General features: G+C 61.6%; 11 protein-coding genes. 5 read left to right on the top strand and 6 right to left on the bottom strand.

Annotated elements, in window-relative coordinates; all coding sequences use genetic code 11:
* Positions 1-117 precede the first annotated feature (117 nt).
* Both BLW80_RS23550 and BLW80_RS23545 read left to right on the top strand, forming a co-directional pair.
* The gene (locus BLW80_RS23550; protein WP_093760234.1) at positions 118-1,317 is read left to right on the top strand and encodes a pyridoxal-phosphate-dependent aminotransferase family protein; all 1,200 of its coding nucleotides are present in this window, start codon (positions 118-120) and stop codon (positions 1,315-1,317) included.
* A gap of 111 nt (positions 1,318-1,428) precedes the next feature.
* Positions 1,429-2,226, top strand: coding sequence for an enoyl-CoA hydratase/isomerase family protein (locus tag BLW80_RS23545; RefSeq protein WP_093760232.1), 798 nt, complete (start codon positions 1,429-1,431; stop codon positions 2,224-2,226).
* Between the two features lie 7 nt (positions 2,227-2,233).
* On the opposite strand, the gene BLW80_RS23540 is transcribed toward BLW80_RS23545, so the two are convergent.
* Positions 2,234-3,829 carry a glycosyltransferase family protein gene (locus BLW80_RS23540; protein ID WP_093760230.1) on the bottom strand — a complete coding sequence of 532 codons (1,596 nt, stop codon included), beginning with the start codon at positions 3,827-3,829 and terminating at the stop codon, positions 2,234-2,236.
* Positions 3,830-4,025: 196 nt separating this feature from the next.
* Here BLW80_RS23540 and BLW80_RS23535 point away from each other — a divergent pair, with 196 nt between their 5' ends.
* From BLW80_RS23535 to BLW80_RS23525, 3 genes are all read left to right on the top strand, one after another.
* Positions 4,026-5,033, top strand: a complete 1,008-nt coding sequence (locus BLW80_RS23535) for a tripartite tricarboxylate transporter substrate binding protein (protein ID WP_093760228.1) — start codon at positions 4,026-4,028, stop codon at positions 5,031-5,033.
* Between the two features lie 238 nt (positions 5,034-5,271).
* A complete protein-coding gene (locus BLW80_RS23530; protein WP_093760226.1) occupies positions 5,272-5,814 on the top strand; it encodes a tripartite tricarboxylate transporter TctB family protein in 543 nt (180 codons plus the stop codon).
* A gap of 10 nt (positions 5,815-5,824) precedes the next feature.
* Positions 5,825-7,342, top strand: a complete 1,518-nt coding sequence (locus tag BLW80_RS23525) for a tripartite tricarboxylate transporter permease (protein ID WP_089267956.1) — start codon at positions 5,825-5,827, stop codon at positions 7,340-7,342.
* A 29-nt stretch (positions 7,343-7,371) separates the two neighbouring features.
* Here the strand turns inward: BLW80_RS23525 and BLW80_RS23520 are convergent, their stop codons facing one another.
* From BLW80_RS23520 to BLW80_RS23500, 5 genes are all read right to left on the bottom strand, one after another.
* Positions 7,372-8,301, bottom strand: coding sequence for a glycosyltransferase family 2 protein (locus BLW80_RS23520; RefSeq protein ID WP_093760224.1), 930 nt, complete (start codon positions 8,299-8,301; stop codon positions 7,372-7,374).
* A gap of 121 nt (positions 8,302-8,422) precedes the next feature.
* Positions 8,423-9,616, bottom strand: coding sequence for a CaiB/BaiF CoA transferase family protein (locus tag BLW80_RS23515; RefSeq protein WP_093760222.1), 1,194 nt, complete (start codon positions 9,614-9,616; stop codon positions 8,423-8,425).
* Between the two features lie 702 nt (positions 9,617-10,318).
* A complete protein-coding gene (locus BLW80_RS30945; RefSeq protein ID WP_283805523.1) occupies positions 10,319-10,444 on the bottom strand; it encodes a hypothetical protein in 126 nt (41 codons plus the stop codon).
* The gene (locus BLW80_RS23505; RefSeq protein WP_093760218.1) at positions 10,441-13,689 is read right to left on the bottom strand and encodes a M10 family metallopeptidase C-terminal domain-containing protein; all 3,249 of its coding nucleotides are present in this window, start codon (positions 13,687-13,689) and stop codon (positions 10,441-10,443) included. The genes BLW80_RS30945 and BLW80_RS23505 overlap by 4 nt, the downstream gene beginning before the upstream one ends.
* A gap of 769 nt (positions 13,690-14,458) precedes the next feature.
* Positions 14,459-15,559, bottom strand: coding sequence for a glycosyltransferase family 4 protein (locus BLW80_RS23500; RefSeq protein ID WP_093760216.1), 1,101 nt, complete (start codon positions 15,557-15,559; stop codon positions 14,459-14,461).
* Positions 15,560-15,824: the final 265 nt, after the last annotated feature.

The following is a 15,824-nucleotide window of genomic DNA, read 5'->3' as shown; positions in this document are numbered from 1 at the left end:
CTCATGGCTGCCCCACGTTTTTCTTCGGCGCTCTGGTATACCAGACGCGGGACAAGCCGTTTGAAAGGTGCTATCCGGGCATTTCAATAAAAATGGACTCCCTGGGAAGGACGAGACATGACCGTGCACACCGGAAGGCATTTCCTGCAGATTCCTGGCCCGACCAACGTACCCGACCGGGTGCTGCGGGCGATGGATATGCCCACGCTGGACCATCGCGGTCCCGAATTCGCCGAGCTCGGCCTCCACGTCATTGCTGCGATGCAGCGAGTGTTCCGTACCAAGCAGCCGGTCATGATCTATCCGTCCTCGGGCACCGGCGCCTGGGAAGCCGCCATCGTCAATACGCTGTCGCCGGGCGACAAGGTGCTGATGGCCGAGACCGGCCAGTTCGCCACGCTGTGGCGGGGCCTCGCCGAGAAGTTCAAGCTCGATATCGACTTCGTGCCGGGCGACTGGCGCCACGGCGCCGATCTCGCCGAGATCGAGAAGCGTCTCGCTGCCGACAAGTCGCACGCCATCAAGGCGGTGATGATCGTCCATAACGAGACCTCAACCGGTTGCGTCACCCATCCGCAGGACGTCCGCAAGCTGCTCGACCGAGTGAAGCACCCGGCGCTGCTGATGGTCGACACCGTCTCCGGCCTCGGCTCGCTGGAATATGAACATGACGCCTGGGGCATCGACGTCTCCGTCGCCGGTTCGCAGAAGGGCCTGATGCTGCCCCCGGGCCTCGGCTTCAACGCCGTGTCCGAGAAGGCGGTCGCAGCCTCCAGGACCAACAGCTCGTTCCGGTCCTATTGGGACTGGGAGGAGATCATCGCCGCCAACAAGCTCGGCTCCTGGCCCTATACGCCCGCGACCAACCTGCTCTATGCGCTGAAGGAAGGCGTGGCGATGCTGGAGGAGGAGGGGCTCAATAACGTGTTCGCGCGCCACAAGCGCCATGGCGCCGCCGCCCGCGCCGCCGTCAAGGCCTGGGGCCTCGAGACCGTCTCCATCGAGTCGCATGATCACTCGCCGGCACTGACCGCCGTGCTGATGCCGGACGGGCATGACGCCGACAAGTTCCGCAAGGTGGTGCTGGACAATTTCGACATGTCGCTCGGCACCGGCCTCAACAAGTGGAAGGGCAAGATCTTCCGCATCGGCCATATCGGTCACTTCAACGACCTGATGCTGATGGGCACGCTGGCTGGCGTCGAGATGGGTCTTGAACTCGCCAAGGTCCCCCATCGCGCCGGCGGCGTGATGGCAGCGATGGATGTGCTGACCGGCAAAAGCGTGGTGCCGATGACCAAGGCTGCGGTGGCTTAAAGGCCACGAAATCCCGTCTTTGAGGCCTAACAATCTACTGGAGGCTGGAGCATAATCGCTCCAGCCTTTTCAACATGTTGCAGTGAAATGCTGCACCAGAGGACGAATCACATGAACGCACCAACGCCCGCCACTGAAGACCTGCTGTATTCCATCGAGAACGGGATCGCGAAGATCACTTTCAATCGCCCGCAGGCGCGCAATGCCATGCTGTTCTCGATGTATGAGCGGATGGCGGAGATCTGTCAGGCGGCCAATGAGGACCGCTCGATCAAGGCGATCATCCTGACCGGCGCCGGCGACAAGGCTTTTGCCTCGGGCACCGACATCTCGCAATTCCGCGAATTCAAGACGGCGCAGGACGCGCTCGATTACGAAGCGCGGATCGACCGCGTGCTCACCGCGCTGGAGACCTGCCGGGTGCCGACCATCGCCGCGATCGCCGGTGCCTGCACCGGGGGCGGCGCCGGCATTGCCGCCTGCTGCGACCTGCGCATAGGTACGGCTGCCACGCGCATGGGCTTCCCGATTGCCCGCACCCTCGGCAACTGCCTGTCGATGTCCAATATCAGCCGCGTGATGGCGCTGGTCGGACCGGCCCGCACCAAGGACATGATCTTCACCGCCCGCCTCATCGAGGCTGATGAGGCGCTGGCGCTGGGTCTGATCAACGAGATCGTGCCCGATGTCGAGACGCTGCAGCGCCGTGCGCTGGAACTCGCGCAACTGGTGGCCAGCCACGCGCCGATCACCCTCGAAGTGACCAAGGAAGCCGTGCGCCGGCTGCGCCCGACCCTGACCCGCGAGGAGGGCAAGGATCTCGTGCTCAAGGCCTATATGAGCGAGGATTTCCGCGAGGGCATGGATGCCTTCCTGAACAAGCGCAAGCCGAACTGGCAGGGCAAGTAGGCCCGCGCTACGGGCGCGCGGTGACACGCGTCACGTTCCACAGCGTACAGGTGCCGCCGGATGGGCTGGTGACCTCCGCCAGCCTGTCGGCGACCACGTCGCGGGTGTTGCGCAGGTTGTGAAACCAGGCGCGCGAGGAATGCTCGATTGCCAGGAAGCGCGGCAGCGTGCGGATGATATCGTCGGTGGACATTATTGCCGTGTTGCGGGCCCATGCCTTCAGGTTCCGCATGATGTGAAAGTCGGTGGCATTGCCGCGGGTGCGGTCGGGGTAGTTCATCACAACATCCCAGTCGAGCGGGAAGCGGTAGAGCTCACCGCGCGGCGCATAGGTGGCGCGCGGCAGGAAGATATGTGGCGATTCCGCCACCACCGGCACATCACCGTGGACGAAATCGCGCTCGAACGGCAGGCCGGTGCTGTCCGCACAGGCGATCTGCTGGCGCGCGGAATCGCCAGAGAGCAGCACCGCGCATAGCAGCAGCGGTGGAACCAGGGTCATCAGGACCCTGAATGCCGGCCGGCCGGCCGTCAGGCGCCGGCGCGCGATGGCGACCACCAGGTCGGCAAAGGCCACGTGCAGCAGGCAGCCCGCGATCAGCTGCGGCGTGAAATAGCGCGGCACGAACATCGGAAACCACAGCACCGAGACGGTCCAGATCGTCAGCGCGAAGCCGGAGAGGCCGAGTACGAGCAGGGCGGCGTAGCGCTGCGGCTGCCACCGCGCGCTGCGGAACATGGCGAGGACAAGCGCGGGGCGCTTGCGCCAGAGCCACAGCGCGGCGCTGGCCAGGCCGTACAGTTCAACGATGGCGATCCACATGGCGATCGGCGACGAGAACAGGCCCTGCAGCAGCGCGGAGGCATCAGGCGGGCCGAACCAGATATAGGGTCGCCCCACCGCGCTCTGTTGCGCGAAGAACGGCATCCACGCGGCGAAGGCGACGATAGCCGGGCAAGCGGCCAGGATGGTCAGCTTCCAGCGCCGGTCCGGCCAGGCGCTCAGCATGCCGGCAAGCGCGATGGTGCCGACATGGGCGATCCCGAATGTGTGCGACAGCGCCAGTGCGGCGTAGACTAAGGCCAGCAGGATGGTGTCGCGCGTTCGACCGAATTCGGTTAAGCGCTGCTGTAACCAGACCGCCAGGGCCGCGCACAGGAAATACAGCGCGTAGGTTCGCAATTCGAGCGCGACGAAGACGACGCTGTCGTTCAGCGCCGCGAACAGGAACGTGCCGCTCCAGGCGGCCAAGGGCGCGGCGAAACGCCGGCTGACGCGGTACAGCGCCAAAATGGCGGCCGCCGTTACGGCGATATTGGCCAGCTTGAGCGCGACGGATGTAGCGACAGATGTGGGCACCGCATGGGCGAGCAGCCAGGCGAGGGTGAGATAAAGGGGCGGGTTGCCGTCGATGCCCGTGACGATGCCGGCCCACAATTTGGGCAGGCTGTGCGCCCGCACCAGGATCAGGGTGAACAGCTCATCTAGCCAGAGGTTTGCGCCGGCGGTTTGCCAGGCGAACACGGCGAGCGCGGCGCACACGATGGCGGCGCAGGCCGCCTGCAACGGGCGGCGGGCTTCGGAGAATGCGGCCTCGCTCATGGAATATCTGCGCCGGCCACGCTGCTGTGAGGAAAATGCGGGAAGGGCCCGCGTTCCACGGTCGGCCATTCCGGTAAAGGGCCGGTTAAGACCAAAGCCGGGGTGCTGGCCGCTTGAACTGTTCTGCGCTAGACCGCAGAATACAAAAGCAAATAGCGGCGACCACAGTCCGCATCGGTGCCACAGGGAAGAAACAATGTCCAAGTCGATCAGGGCCACAGCTGCGCTTGCAGCCGTGCTCGCCAGCGCGCCCATCCTCTCATCGGCCTCGTCGTCGGCCACGGCCTGGGAGCCTACGAAGCCCGTCGAAATCGTCGTTGCAGCGGGCGCCGGCGGCGCCTCTGACCAGATGGCGCGCATGATGCAGGCCGCGATCCAGAAGAACAATCTGATGAAGGCGCCGGTGGTGGTGTCGCTGAAGGGCGGGGCCTCCGGCGCTGAAGCGCTGATCTACATGAAGTCCAGCGACGGTGACGCCAACAAGGTGCTGATCGCCTATTCGCTGATCTACATGCTGCCGCTGTCGGCCAAGATTCCGTTCAACTGGCGCGACCTCACACCGGTGTCCGTCGTCGCGATGGACCAGTTCGTACTGTGGGACAATGCGGGTGGCGCCAAGACGGTGAAGGAATTCATCGCGGCGGCCAAGGCTGCATCGTCGCCGTTCAAGATGGGCGGCACCGGATCCAAGCGTGAAGACCATGTGCTGACGGTGTTCATGGAAAAGCAGACCGGCGCCAAGTTTTCCTATCTGCCCTACAAGTCGGGCGGCGAGGCGGCGACGCAGCTGGTCGGCAATCACACCGAAGCCAACGTCAATAACCCCAGCGAGAATCTCGAAGTCTGGCGCGCCGGTCAGGTGCGCGCGCTCTGCGTGTTCGACAAGGAACGCATCTCCTACAAGACCAAGGTCACCGAGACGCAATCGTGGAACGACATCCCGACCTGCAAGGAAGAGGGCCTCGACGTGCAGTATCTGATGCTGCGCGCCATGTTCCTGCCCGGCAAGGTGACGCCCGAGCAGCAGGCTTTCTATGTCGACCTGTTCGAGAAGGTGACCAAGACGGCTGAATACAAGGACTACATGGAGAAGCAGGCGCTGAAGCCGATCTTCCTGAAGGGGCCGGAGATGCTCAAGTTCCTCGAAGAGGACGATGCGCTCAACAAGTCCTTGATGACCGAAGCGGGATTCGTGGCGAAGTAAGTAACTGCGAAGCGACGTCTCTTCTCCCTCGCCCCGCCCTTGCGGGGAGAGGGGTGGGGTGAGGGGCTCTTCGATCCGCAGGCTCGGCGATTTGCTTTGCGTTCGTGCCTCGCCCCTCACCCGAAGCCGTCGCTTCGCTCAGGCTTCGACCTCTCCCCGCCTAGCACAGCTCCGCTGTGCACGGGGCGGGGAGAGGTTAGCACCACATCATTCCGCCAGCTCCCATCTGCGAGACCCAATGTCTAACACCGACCTCGAAATCATCGTCGAAGATCCGACCGCTCCGGAGGACGACTCGCCCTCCGTCGTCAGCACGCGCACCATCGAGATCATCGTCTCGCTGGTTCTGCTGGCACTCGCCATCGTGCTTGGCTTTGACAACTGGCGCACCGGCATCGCCTGGGACTCCACCGGGCCTCAACCCGGCTATTTCCCGTTCTATCTCTCGGTCATTCTCGGCGGCGCCAGCCTTTACGGGCTGATCACGACGTTCTTCGCCCGTAGTAGCGGTTCCGACACTTTCGTCACCCGCGCACAATTGCGGCGCGTGGCGCTGGTGTTCATTCCTACCGCTCTGTTTTGTCTCGCCACGCAATTCCTCGGCATCTATGTCGCGAGTTTCGTGCTGATCGCCGGCTTCATGCGCATGGTCGGCAAGATCGCGCTGTGGAAGTCGCTGCTGACCGCCTTCGTGTTCACCGCGATCATGTTCGTCACCTTCGATGTCGCCTTCGACGTCATCATGCCGAAGGGGCCGATCGAATCGGCCCTCGGTCGCTAGGACTTTAACGATGGAAGCCTTTGGATTGTTGATGCACGGCTTTGCCGTGCTGATGACCTGGAAGATCATCTCGCTGATGGTCGTCGGTCTCGTGCTCGGCATCTTTGTCGGCGTGCTGCCGGGCCTCGGCGGCCCCAACGGCGTCGCCATTCTGTTGCCACTGACCTTCACCATGGATCCGACCTCGGCCATCGTGATGCTGTCCTGCATCTATTGGGGCGCGCTGTTCGGCGGCGCCATCACCTCGATCCTGTTCAACATCCCCGGCGAGGCGTGGTCGGTGGCCACGACCTTCGACGGCTATCCGATGGCCCAGCAGGGCAAGGCTGCGGAAGCACTTACGGCGGCGTTTACCTCATCCTTCATCGGCTCGCTGGTGGCGGTGATGCTGATCACATTCCTGGCGCCGATGATCTCATCCTTCGCGCTGAAATTCGGCCCGCCGGAATTCTTCGCCGTCTATCTTCTGACCTTCTGCTCCTTCGTCGGTCTCGGTCGGGAGGCCAAGCACAAGACAGTCATCTCGATGGCGCTGGGCCTGCTGATCGCCGGCATCGGCATGGACACGGTGTCGGGCAATCTGCGCATGACCTTCGGCTCGGACAATCTCCTGCGCGGCATCAACTTCCTCGTCGCGGTGATCGGCCTGTTCGGCATCAGCGAAATCCTGCTCACGATGGAAGAACGCCTCGCGCTGCGCGGGCACGCCGCCAAGATCAGCCTGCGTACGGTGCTCAAGGTCTGGATGGATCTGCCGAAATACTGGGTGACGCTGCTGCGTTCGTCCGTGATCGGCTGCTGGCTCGGCATCACGCCGGGGGGCGCTATTGCGGCGTCCTTCATGGGCTACAATCTCGCCAAGCGCTTCTCCAAGGATCCCGAGAGTTTCGGCAAGGGCCGTATCGAAGGCGTGTTCGCGCCGGAAACGGCCGCCCACGCCTCCGGCACCGCAGCGCTGCTGCCGATGCTGGCGCTCGGCATTCCAGGTTCCGGCACGGCGGCGATCCTGCTCGGCGGCCTGATGGTGTGGGGCCTCAATCCAGGCCCGCTGCTGTTCGTCGAGCACAAGGATTTCGTTTGGGGCCTGATTGCCTCGATGTATCTCGGCAATGTGGTCGGTCTCGTCATCGTGCTGACGACCGTTCCGGTCTTCGCCTCGATCCTGCGCGTGCCGTTTGCAGCAGTGGCCCCCATGATCGTGGTGTCCTGTGCCATCGGCGCCTATGCGATCCAGAACGCCATGTTCGACATCTGGCTGATGCTGGGCTTCGGCGTGGTCGGCTATGTCTTCAAGAAGATCGGCATTCCGCTCGCGCCATTCACGCTGGCGCTGGTGCTCGGGAGCCGCGCCGAGGATGCGTTCCGCCTCGCCATGATCGGCTCCGGCGGCAGCGTTGGCGTGTTCTGGTCCAATGGCCTGGTCGGCACCATCACCACGCTGGCGATTACGCTACTGTTCTGGCCACTGATCGATCGTGCCTTTACGGCCGTTGCACGCATCTGGCGGCCGACGCCGGTGACGACGTAAGTAGGGCTCGCGCCTGGCTGGATGGAGGCCTAGTCCGGCAATGACGGCTGCGCGAGATAGGCCAGCAGCTTTATCTCGCGGCGTCCGCGGGTGACAGTGTCGAGCACGAGGCCCGACGAAAATGAGAGCACGCCGACGATCATCAGGCCAGTCGAGAGCACGGCGGTGGGCAGCCGAGGCACCAACCCTGTTTCCAGATAGGTGACGGTGACGGGAATCGCGAGGCCGATGGAGACGATGCCGAAAAACAGGCCAATTGTGCCGAAGAAGCGCAGCGGCTTTTCCGAACGATAGAGTTTCATGATGGTGCCGAGGATCCGGAAACCATCCTTCCACGTGTTGAGCTTGCTGATGGAGCCCTGCGGTCGCGCGAAATAAGGCGTCTCGATTTCAGCGACCGGCAGTGCGAGCTGCAGCGCATGAACGCTCAGTTCGGTCTCGATCTCGAAACCATCGGACAGCACCGGAAAGGATTTGACGAAGCGTCTCGAGAATACGCGATAGCCTGACAGCACATCCTTGAAGTTCTGACCGAACGTCATTGACAGAAAGCCGGTGAGCAGTGAGTTACCGGTACGGTGGCCAAGGCGATAGGCGGCAACCTGCTGCTCAATGCGGCGGCCCACCACCATGTCGAGGCGATCGTTTAACAGCGCTTCGATCATGGCTGGCGCGGATGTCGCGTCGTAGGTCGCATCGCCATCGACGAGAACGTAGATATCGGCATCGACGTCACCGAACATGCGGCGCACGACATGACCCTTGCCTTGACGGGGCTCGCTGCGAACAACCGCCCCCGCCTGCGACGCGACTTCGCGTGTGCGATCTGTCGAGTTGTTGTCGTAAACATAAATCGTGGCGGCGGGCAGCGCCCTCCGGAAATCGTTCACGACCGTCGCGACTGCGACCTCTTCATTGAAGCAGGGGATCAGGATAGCGGCGCGGGGCGGTGCGGTCATTGAGCCTTCCGGCGGGTTCGAGGCGCAGCACGATCTCCGATCGACTGCACCGGACGAAGATGTGCTCCCGATTAATGCAGCCTATGGCGTTAATTTTCACAGTATTTGACAGCTCGCCGCCTCAGACGACCTTGCCTTGTCGCAATTCGGCGATCTCTTCGGCGCCAAAGCCAAATTCGGCGAGTAGCTCCTCCGTCTGCTCGCCGACTTCTGGCGGCCGCGCGGCCATGTGGCTCGGCGTGCGTGACAGCGTGAAGGGCTGACCGACCAGCCTGATTTTGCGGTTCTGGTCGTTGGGAACGTCCTGCGCTAGGCCGAGGTGCTTGACCTGCGCATCGGCGAACATCTGGTCGACGGAGTAGATCGGACCGCAGGGCACGCCGGCGGCGTTGAGGTCGTTGACCCATTCCTCGGTCGATCGCTTCTCGGTGCAGGCGCTGATCGCGGCGTTGAGCGCGTCGCGGTTCTTCGAGCGTGCGGGGCCGGTGGCGTAATCGGGATGGGTGATCAGTTCGGGGGCGCCGATCGCTTGGGCGCAGCGCTCCCAGATCTTGCCGCCGGTGGTGGCGATGTTGATGTAACCGTCGGAGGTCTTGAACACGCCGGTGGGAATGCTCGTCGGGTGGTTGTTGCCGGCCTGCTTGGGCACGTCCTGTTCCATCAGCCAGCGGGCGGCCTGGAAATCCAGCATGAAGATCTGGGCCTGCAGCAGCGAAGTCTGCACCCACTGGCCCTGGCCGGACACATCGCGTTCCAGCAGCGCTGTAAGGACGCCCAGCGCGCAGAACAGCCCGGCGGTGAGATCAGCCACGGGAATGCCGACGCGCATCGGGCCTTCGCCGGGGGCGCCTGTGATCGACATCAACCCGCCCATGCCCTGGGCGATCTGATCGAAGCCCGGTCGCTTGTGATAGGGGCCGTCCTGGCCGAAGCCGGAGATACTGCCGTAGACGATGCCGGGATTGATCGCCTTCAGGCTCTCATAATCGATGCCGAGCCGGGCCTTAACATCCGGTCGGAAATTCTCGACCACGACATCGGCTTTCTCGACCAGGCGTTTGAAGACCGCGAGACCGCGCGGGTCCTTCAGGTTCAGGGTCATGGCCCGCTTGTTGCGGTGCAGGTTCTGGAAGTCCGAGCCCTGCCGCGGGCCGCCGGGCTGTTCTCCCGCGGCGTCGTCGCTCAGCGCATCGATCTTGACGACATTGGCCCCCCAATCCGCGAATTGCCGGACCGCCGTCGGGCCGGAGCGGATCCGGGTCAGGTCAAGGACGGTAAAGCGGGAGAGGGCTTGCGAGGCACGCGGGAAGGGCATTCAGAGGGCTCCGGTGGAGGCGGGAGGGCATCGAGCCCTACATTTCCCTAAACGGTGCGCCTTGTCATGCCCCTCGACGGACCGGCTTACCGTGTGTCGCATCCCGGCGGCCAGCGCGGCGTACGGATGTCACATTTGATTCAACGAATATCGGGCGCATCGGAGCGCTTGATGGTCACATTGAACGCTAAAGTATTATTTGGAGCGGCGCACATGCTTGAAGGTATTTCGTTCGGAGTTCTGGTTTTGCACCCGAGGTCTTCATGGCGCAGATCAGCTCGGCGCCTGATCTCTCGGGCTACGTCTTCGGACACGTCGTCCGCCCAATGCTCAAAGGTATCGAAGGCAACGACCCGCTGTGGATCATTATACTGACCGGACATCAGGTCTTTGATGACGGCTCTGGGTCAGTCCGCCTCGCGCCACGCACATCCCGACCTCTCGAAGCAGTCTAAAACGAGATAGACGTTCTGATCGCCGATATTCGACACAATCGATGGTGTCCAACGGACTGACGCATTCTAAGACTCCAACGCAACTAACGGCGGATTCAAGCGAATCATGCTCGATTCGTTCCGGGCCATTTCGGCCGGTCGCCGGCTCTCCTCGGCCCGCCGGGCGGCTTCGATCGCGTCATCGGACAGCCCCGCGCGCACGCCGGACCAGACTACCTTGAAGCGTCGTTTGCATTCCTCGATGTCGCTACAGATATATCGATGCCAGTTCGACGGCGTGACTGAGGATGACACGGATGTAGGAGCCGAAGCCGGATGGTACGGGACCGTGACGCTCCGCGATGCCGCCCAGCGCGAAAAGAACCAACCTCATAAAAACAGCGCATCATCTCCATAGACCGGCTGATGGGATACGAAGCCATGAAGATCGAGCACATCGTTTTCCGCCCCAGCGGTGATGGCCGATTGCAGGATGTTGTTAGCCGACGTGCCGAGAGGCGCTAAGCCGCCTAAAACCTCGGATTCAACAAAATGGTTGACGTTATGTTCATTGAGAGTGGAGTCGATCTCTGCTTGAAGACCCGCTTTGAAAACAAACGAGTCGTTCCCAATGCGTCCGATCGGAGTCTGGGCCATCCCAATCCCCGCGTCGCCATTGAGGTCCTGATGGAAACTGGTCTCAAGTGATTTAAGCTGAGGATCTGAGCCGGACACCACGCCATTTGTCTTGAACGAGACCAATGTTCCGTGTGTGTCAGCGGACCACACAATGTACTGATCGGCGCCGGTCAGTTTCCACGCGACTTCGTATCCGCCGGAGATCGCCTCGGCCGCGATCGGCGTCCAGCCATTGGTGCCGGCGATGACATTGACGCCAGCGATGTTGAGGGCCGGGCTGGAGCCCCCGCTGGTAAAGTAGTTGTTGGCGATCTGGGCGAGGCTGGTCGCGCCATAGGATTCGATCACGGTGGCGACCGCGCCGATGGTGCCGTCGCCGTTGAGATCCTGATGGAAGCTCGCCTCCAGCGATTCGAGTTGATAGTCGAAGCCGGACACCACGCCGCTGGTCTTGAAGGAGGTGAGGGTGCCGTTGGCGTCGGCCGCCCAGACGATGTACTGGTCGGCGCCGGTCAGCTTCCACGCGACTTCATATCCACCGGAGATGGCTTCGGCGCCGATCGGCGTCCAGTTGTTGGTGCCGGCGATGACGCTGGCCCCGGCGATGTTGAGCGCTGGGCCGCAGCCTCCGGTGGTACCAAAGTACTGGTTTCCGATCTGCGTCAGACTGGTCGCGCCATCGGATTCGATCACGGTGGTGATCGGTCCGATGCTGCCGTCGCCGTTGAGGTCCTGGTGAAAGCTCGTTTCGAGCGCCTGCAGCTGATAGGCGGCGCCGGACACCACGCCATCGGTCTTGAAAGAGGTGAGCGTGCCGGTGCTGTTGGCCGCCCAAACAATGTACTGATCGGCGCCGGTCAGCTTCCATGCGACTTCGTATCCGCCGGAAATCGCCTCGGCCGCGATCGGCGTCCAGCCATTGGTGCCGGCGATGACGTTGACGCCGGCGATGTTGAGCGCCGGGCCGGAGCCGCCGCTGGTGGCAAAGTAGTTATTGGCGATCTGGGTCAGGCTGGTCGCGCCATCGGATTCGATCACGGCGGTGATCGGTCCGATCGTGCCGTCGCCGTTAAGATCCTGATTGAAGCTCGCCTCCAGCGTTTCGAATTGATAGTCGAAGCCGGACACCACGCCGCTGGTCTTGAAGGAGGTGAGGGTGCCGTTGGCGTCGGCCGCCCAGACGATGTACTGGTCCGCGCCGGCGAGCTTCCATGCGACTTCGTAGCCGCCCGAGATCGCTTCGACGGCGATCGGCGTCCAGTTGTTGGTCTGTCCTGCGACAACGCTGACGCCGGCGATGTTCAGCGCCGGGCCTGTGCCGCCGCTGGTGGCGTAGTACTGGCCCGCCATCTGGGTCAGGCTGGTCGATCCGTTGGCTTCGAGCACCGTCGTGATATACGCCACGCCCAGTAGGTCGGATACTGTCAGCGAAATGCTGCCCGCGATGTCGATGGCGAAATCGGCGATACGGTCGCCGTTGACGTCACCCTGCAGCACGGTGACACCGCGGGCAATGTCGAAGAAATAGCCGAGTTGCCCGGCCATCCCGCCAAACGCCGATGCGCCCATGAACGTGAAGGCGTCAATGCCGGCAGTGCCGCTCTGGGCATCGATGCCGGCCAGATCGATGCGGTCATATCCCGCGGTGAAATCGGTGATCAGGTCGTGCTGCAGCAATGCCGGCGAACTGGTCAGCGGGGCGAAGCGGAAGACATCCGCGCCGCCGCCACCGGTCATCACGTCACGTCCGATGCCGCCTTCCAGGATGTCGTTGCCGTTTCCGCCGATCAGGGAATCGTTGCCGCTTCCGCCGACCAGTGTGCAGCCGAAATCATTGGCGATGAGTGTATCATTGCCGCTGCCTCCGATCGCGCGCTCGATGGTGGTGCCGATCGCAATGCCGATATTGTTGGCCAGGCCTCCCACCGAGGAAAAGGTGCTGGCGCGCAGGTCGATCGTCTGCGCCGCGGAATAGCCGGAGCAATCCAGCGTGTCGAATCCGCCGCTGTCGTACAAGGTCAGCGCCGGCGCCCGGGTGTAAGCGGAAAAATCGAATATCGCACCGGCCGTGTTGTTGAAGCCGTAGACGGTATCGCCGGTGCGCGTCGTCGCGGCGCCGTAGATTGACCCGACCGCATAGATGTCGGCCATCTGCGGGGTGACGACATAACGGTAGGAGCCGCCGCTGAAGTTGGGCTGGGAGAAATACGACATGATAGAATATTGCCAGGTGTCGTTGGCGAACAGGGCGTTGGTGGCATAGCTGGCGCTGCCGTTATAGGCACCCTGGTGGCCGAGACCCAGCGCATGTCCGGTTTCATGGATGTAGGTCTGGTATCCGTAGCTGTCGATGCCGGTCTTGCCGTCGTACGACCCGCCGTCGGTGGTGATCCAGTCCGCGCTGATGTTGATGGTCGCGGAGACGATGATGCCCGACCCGGTATATTGGTCGGTTTCGTAGGCGGTCATCGTGCCGTTGTGGGTATAGGTGATATTGGCGGCGCCGGTGGTCTGGACGAAGGTCAAATTGGTGACTTCGTGCCAGGCATTCAGCGCGGACTGCGCGAGGAAGCGTTCGGCGGTGGTCAGCGCGTTGATATTGTAGGTGATGGTGGTGGCGCCCCAGTGATGGGCGATCGTATTGTTGTATTGCCAGAAGCCGTTGACGAGGTAGTTGGCGAGGGTAGGGATCGGGGCCTGGATCAATGCGGCGTTCACGCCAGATTCGTTTCCGCTTACGTTATCGGAGGATGAAGCAGCATCGCGCATCTTGTCGTGCGCGTCCGGTCTTTCGCCCTGAATAGACAAAATATCTGCAGCCAGGGGAAACGGATCGTATATCGGAGTCCCCTGCGGATGCAACATGCCGATTGGCTGGGCATTCGACGCAGAGAACTCGACTTGAAAATCAGATCCGACGGTGGCGTACCACTCTGGCGCGTCTGGTTCGGAGTTTGGGTGCGTCGAAAATAGCTTTCCAGTTCGCGTCAGATTGACCATTTTCTTCCCCTCGCGAGGGTGGCCCACCTGTAGTCACCCGCATTCGACCTCGTCGGGCCAGTATGCAAGCTGTCCCCAGGTGGTAAACAAAGTATAAATGAGGTGTAGATGAGCCTGCGCCTTGCGTGGTTCTTATTTGTTGGCGCGGAAGCCTATTTCCATTTGTTTTGACGGCGTGTGACTTAGGTTTTTTTGCTAAGTCCCGTTCATACAGCGACCGTGTTTCTTAACGTCATCGTCGACCCGCTGATGGACTTGGTTCGTCTCAAGATGTCCCATTGAATGCGCGTCTTACAATCCAGACTTGGTTCCTTGGCTCCGCTGCTGTGGTCGCCTTTATCGCTTTGCTTTGGCGAGCCCTATGTAATCACGACGTGGACGCTCTTGCACTGCTTAGCGTCTCACTCTTCGGTTTCTCCGCTGCATTTCTCATGGCGATGGGAAGAAGCGACGGCTACATAGGCCCAGCCCACCGGTACGCGATATTCTCGGTCTGTGCACTCGTACCGCTCGCTCTGCTGGGAATGAGGACAACACCAAAACTGACATCAGCTATAACCTTAGCATTTTGTTGCTTGATATTATTCAATCAACTCAACTGGCGTTCATACGCCAACGACAGGCGGGCTGCACAGTTGTCCGCCGCGAAGGCGATAACCGCCGATCCGGTAAACTTCCGGGGAAATGTGTGCAAAGCGACTATCAATATTCCGCTAGTATCTTCCGCGGTAGGCCGTTTTGAGGGATTACGCCTTACTTCAGGACGAGGCTAGCTTGCCTTCATCATCTGCCCGTAGATGCCGAAATATTGGTCGCGCATATTTGCGATATCGAATTCGGTGACGAAATCCTTCGCCGTCCTTGCGATCTTCGCAGCAAGCTCAGGCTGCGCCGCGAGCGCCGCGATCTTGTCGGCAAGATCCTCAGCGGATCCGACCTTGAATTTGATACCGTTCGAGCCGTCCACCAGCAGTTCGGCCGGGCCATCGACATCCGCGGCGATGACAGGCAGGCCGACCGCCATGGCTTCGAGCAGCACCAGTCCGAAACCTTCGAAACGCGATGGCAGGACGAAAATATCAGCCTCGTCCAGCGGACGGCGCACATCGGTGCGCCCGCACAGGAAGCGAACGCGATCGGCGACGTTCTCGGCGATCGCCTGCGCCTTCAAACTCAGGAGGGTCGACTCGTCGCCCTCCGGTGGGCTGCCGACGAAATCGCAGCGAATGTCGAGCCCGCGCGCGACGCAGAGGCTGACCGCCTTGATCAGGATGTCCTGGCCCTTCTGCTTGGGATAGATGCGGGCGACATTGATCAGACGCAGAGCCGGTCCGAGGCGACGTTGCCGCGCCACTTTATCGAATGTCGCGAGCGGTATGCCGTTATGCACCTTGAACAGGCGCTTCAGTTTGACAGATTCACATTCACGCTCGACCGCGGCAGAGATCGCGATGTTCCAATCGACGAACCGCTGATGCAGCCGAAGCTTTACGCGGTCCCACGCGTTGACGAGGCCGGTATTGTGAATCGTGTAGCCGACGCTCATCGGACGATACAGTTTACTCAACATGGCGAAGTGCTTGGCGCCGCTGTCATGCGCATGGATGATACGAATGTCGTGACGGCGGATGATGTTGAGTAAACTTAGAATGACACGTGGATTGCGGTTCCCGGGTGGACGCTTGAGGAAGTAGACCGGATGACCTGTCGCGGAGAGTTCGGCGGCGAGATCGGGATTGAGCCTATCGTTGATGACGACAAATACCTGCGGCACGCCCGCACCTCGTTTGCAACTAGCCGCAAAGTTGATCAGCAGCCGTTCGGCGCCACCAACGGTGAGTGATGATATCAACTGAAGTACAGACGCCACGTTTGAAATGCCCCCGCGCGGATGCCGCGCAAATCCCAGCTAACTTCATCCGGATTATTAGCGCAGCAATTGCGTTGAATTCACAGGAGTCCGGAAAGTGTTTCGCCTATCTCGACTGACGGTCGTGGCTATTCTGCGGCGCAGCACATGCGAGCTAAAAGCGAATTTCGCCCTGGCCCGCAGCCTCCAAACAACCTCGACAGTCGAAAGCTATTCCGAAAATTCAACCTTTGCGGACTCGACTGTTGTTCTTCTTATGTTCTAG

Source organism: Tardiphaga sp. OK245 (assembly GCF_900108575.1).
Lineage (GTDB): Bacteria > Pseudomonadota > Alphaproteobacteria > Rhizobiales > Xanthobacteraceae > Tardiphaga > Tardiphaga robiniae.
This window is presented reverse-complemented; position numbering and strand designations above follow the sequence as displayed.